Annotated in this window: 4 protein-coding genes; 3 read left to right on the top strand and 1 reads right to left on the bottom strand. The window is 71.4% G+C overall.

Annotation, left to right across the window (positions count from 1 at the left end):
• Positions 1-232 precede the first annotated feature (232 nt).
• Positions 233-1,153 (top strand): DUF3027 domain-containing protein, encoded by a 921-nt coding sequence (locus tag G6024_RS10515; RefSeq protein ID WP_159148658.1) that lies wholly within the window; start codon positions 233-235, stop codon positions 1,151-1,153.
• Between the two features lie 5 nt (positions 1,154-1,158).
• Here G6024_RS10515 and G6024_RS10510 read toward each other — a convergent pair whose 3' ends face one another.
• Positions 1,159-1,428, bottom strand: coding sequence for a DUF2530 domain-containing protein (locus G6024_RS10510; protein WP_067712676.1), 270 nt, complete (start codon positions 1,426-1,428; stop codon positions 1,159-1,161).
• A gap of 76 nt (positions 1,429-1,504) precedes the next feature.
• Here G6024_RS10510 and G6024_RS10505 point away from each other — a divergent pair, with 76 nt between their 5' ends.
• Together G6024_RS10505 and G6024_RS10500 are read left to right on the top strand one after the other, a co-directional pair.
• The gene (locus tag G6024_RS10505; RefSeq protein WP_067712674.1) at positions 1,505-2,974 is read left to right on the top strand and encodes an NCS2 family permease; all 1,470 of its coding nucleotides are present in this window, start codon (positions 1,505-1,507) and stop codon (positions 2,972-2,974) included.
• Positions 2,975-3,001: 27 nt separating this feature from the next.
• A partial coding sequence (locus G6024_RS10500) for a TrmH family RNA methyltransferase (RefSeq protein ID WP_159148657.1) occupies positions 3,002-3,545 on the top strand: 544 nt, incomplete at its 3' end.

The following is a 3,545-nucleotide window of genomic DNA, read 5'->3' as shown; positions in this document are numbered from 1 at the left end:
GGGGGCCGCCGAACTCCCGGCGGCCGAGCCGGCGGGGACGCTCGACGAGGCCAGGGAAGCGCCGGCGGTGGTGGCGGGCGGTGCTCCTCCGTCGTCCGAGGAACACGCCGTGAGTGCGGCGACGAGGCTCAGGGACACGACGAGGGGGCCGACCGGGCCGAGGGCGCTGCGCATGCCCCCCAGGATGCCGCACGACGGGCCGGGCCGTGACCTCCACGCGGAGATGCGCATAATGGGAGGGGTGAACACCGAGGTAGGCACGGATCAGGGGTCGGATTTCGACGGCGCGCTGCGTGAGCGGCTGGCCTCCGGCGTCGACGTGGCCCGGTCGGCGGTCGAGGAGTTCGCCGCGGAGGGTGTGGGGGAGCACCTCGGCAGCACCGTCGAGGCGGAGTTCACCACCACGCACCGGTTCGCCTCCGAGCTGCCCGGGTACCGAGGTTGGTACTGGGCCTGCGTCCTCGCGCTCGTGCCCGGTGGTGACCTGACCGTCGACGAGATCGCGCTCCTCCCGGGAGCGGACGCGCTGGTCGCCCCCGAGTGGGTGCCGTGGGATCGGCGCATCCGGCCCGGGGACCTCGGCGCCGGGGATCTGCTCCCGCCGCCCGAGGACGACGACCGGCTCGTCCCCGGCTACACGCTGAACGGCGACGACGAGCTGGACGACGCCGCGGGGCCGATCGGTCTCGGCCGACCGCATCACCTGAGCTGGGAGGGGCGGGCCGCCGCCGCCGACCGGTGGACGGTCGAGCGCGGACCGGACACCGAGATCGCCCGGGCCGCCAAGCACCACTGTGGGACCTGTGGGTTCCTGGTGCCCGTGGCCGGGTCCCTGGGCGCCCTGTTCGGCGTCTGCGCCAACGAGTTCTCCGCCGACGGGCAGGTCGTCCACCTCGAGTACGGCTGCGGCGCCCACAGCGAGGTCGAGATCCCCTCCGACACCGGGCCGGCTGTTGCCTACGCGTACGACGACGCCGCCGTCGACGTGGTGGTCCTGCCCCAGCAGCTCGCCGCGACCGCACGTGCCCGCTCCGCCGCCGATGACCGCACGGACGATCAGGCCGCGTCCGGCCACCCCGCGTCCGGTGCGGCCGCCCCCCACGAGGGTGGGGACGCCGAGACGTCTGTCGACGAGCCCACGTCCGCGGACTGACCCGCTCAGTCCAGGTCGTAGTCCAGGCCCTGTTGGGCACCCGCGCTGCCGCGTAGTACGGCCCGGCGCTGCAGTGCGTAGACGATCGTGCCGACCGCCCCGACGCCGACGCCGACCGCGCCCAGGATGACCGAACGCATGTCGACCTCCTCCATGAGCATGTGGGCCAGGAGGGCCAACGTCCACGCCAGGGTGCCGATGATGACGACGGGTCGGGGGTCCAGCAGGTAGGCGGGAATCCGGGGGACCCCCGGGTCTGTCGACTCGTCCGTCATGACCGCGACGCTACCGCAGGCGGCGGGGCGGTTACTCTATGACGGTTCCTCACCCACAGCTCAGGAAGGTCACCAGATGTCGCAGAGCACCGGGGCCCCGTCGCAGCCCCCCACCAAGGTCGGGGCGCTCGATCGCTACTTCAAGATCAGCGAGCGCGGCTCGACGGTGTCCCGCGAGGTCCGCGGCGGGCTCGTCAGCTTCTTCGCGATGGCCTACATCATCATCCTCAACCCGCTGATCCTCGGCTCGGGCACCGACGTCGAGGGCAACCAGCTGTCGATCGTCGAGATCGCCGCGGTCACCGCCTTCACGGCGGGCGTGATGACCATCGCGTTCGGTGCGATCGCGCGGTACCCCTTCGCATTCGCCACGGGCCTGGGGATCAACTCGCTCGTCGCCGTCACCATCGCGCAGCAGGTGACCTGGGCCGAGGCCATGGGCCTGGTGGTCATCGAGGGCATCATCATCGTGATCCTCGCCGTCACCGGGTTCCGCACCGCCGTGTTCAACGCGGTGCCCGGCGAGCTCAAGGCGGCCATCGCCGTCGGCATCGGCCTGTTCATCGCGATGGTCGGTGTCGTCGACTCCGGTTTCGTCCGCCGCCTCCCGGACGCGGCCGGCACCACCGTCCCGGTGGGGCTCGGCATCAACGGGTCGATCGCCTCGTGGCCCACCTTCGTCTTCGTCGTCGGTCTCCTGCTCTGCGGAATCCTCGTCGCACGCCAGATCCGCGGCGGCCTGTTCATCGGCATCGTCGTCACCGCGGTCTTCGCGGTGATCGTCGAGGCCCTAGCGGACGCGGGCCCGTCCTTCGTCGACGGTGAGCCCAATCCGACCGGCTGGGGCCTCGCGGTCCCCGGCATCCCCGATTCTCTCGGGGGCATCCCGAACCTGTCGCTGATCGGCCAGGTGGACCTCATCGGCGCGTTCGTCCGCATCGGGCCGCTGGCCGCGGGCCTGTTCGTCTTCACCCTGCTGCTCGCCAACTTCTTCGATGCCATGGGCACTTTCACCGGCCTCGGCAAGGAAGCCGAGCTCATGGACGACAAGGGCAACCTGCCCAACATGAAGGCCGCGCTGGTCGTCGAGGGATTCGGTGCCGTCGCCGGCGGTCTGACCTCGTCGTCGTCGAACACGGTGTTCCTCGAGTCCGCCTCCGGCATCGCCGAGGGAGCCCGGACGGGCCTGGCGAACGTCGTCACGGGCGGGTTGTTCCTGCTGGCGATGTTCTTCACCCCGCTGTACGAGGTCGTCCCGGTCGAGGCCGCCGCGCCCGCGCTGGTGATCGTGGGTGCGCTGATGATCTCGCAGATCAAGGCGATCGACCTGACCAACTTCGCGGTCGCGCTACCGGCGTTCCTCACGATCGTGGCGATGCCGTTCACGTACTCCATCGCCAACGGCATCGGGATCGGTTTCATCGCCTGGGTCGTCATGGCAACGGCCACCGGCAAGGGCCGCACCGTGCACCCGATCCTCTGGATCGTCGCGGTCGCGTTCGTCGTGTACTTCGCGATCGGTCCCATCACCGACGCGCTGGCCTGACCGGCCGGCGGGAGGAGCGACCGAACCGTGCACGTCGTCGACGTCTCCGACCCCGCCGACCCCAGGCTGGACGACCTCCGCGACCTCAACAACTCCGACCGGCGGCCCGACCTGCCCGGCGGGCGGGGACTGGTGATCGCCGAGGGCACGTACGTCGTGGGCCGCATGCTGCTCTCGCGCTTCCGGCCACACGTCCTCCTGGGTACCGACGCGCGGTTGCACCAGTTGCGCAGGGAGGCCGCCGCCGAGGGGTGGGACGCCGACGAGCGCGCGGGCGACGCGGTGTACCTGCGCACCACCAAGGACGTCCTCAGCGAGGTGATCGGCTTCCGGTCCAGCCGCGACATCCTCGCCGCCGCGGACCGGCCCGCACCACTGCCGGTCGAGGAGGTGCTGGACGGCGCGCGGACGCTCGTCGTGCTCGAGGGCGTCAACGACCCCGAGAACCTCGGCGCGATCTTCCGCAACTGCGCTGCCCTCGGGGTCGACGGCGTGCTGTTCGGGGCGGCCGCCGGGGACCCGCTCTACCGGCGGGTCGTGCGGGTGTCGATGGGACACGTGCTCCGCCTGC

The sequence above is a fragment of the Dietzia maris genome (genome assembly GCF_014144855.1).
GTDB classification, from domain to species: domain Bacteria; phylum Actinomycetota; class Actinomycetes; order Mycobacteriales; family Mycobacteriaceae; genus Dietzia; species Dietzia kunjamensis.
The sequence above is the reverse complement of the archived record's forward strand: the minus strand, read 5'-3'. Positions and strand labels throughout refer to the sequence as shown.

What these genes read in the sequence shown, in the direction of transcription:
- G6024_RS10505 (WP_067712674.1), top strand. Translation starts at nt 1,505, where the DNA reads ATGTCGCAGAGCACCGGGGCCCCGTCGCAGCCCCCCACCAAGGTCGGG.
- G6024_RS10515 (WP_159148658.1), top strand. Translation starts at nt 233, where the DNA reads ATGGGAGGGGTGAACACCGAGGTAGGCACGGATCAGGGGTCGGATTTC.
- G6024_RS10510 (WP_067712676.1), bottom strand. Translation starts at nt 1,428, where the DNA reads ATGACGGACGAGTCGACAGACCCGGGGGTCCCCCGGATTCCCGCCTAC.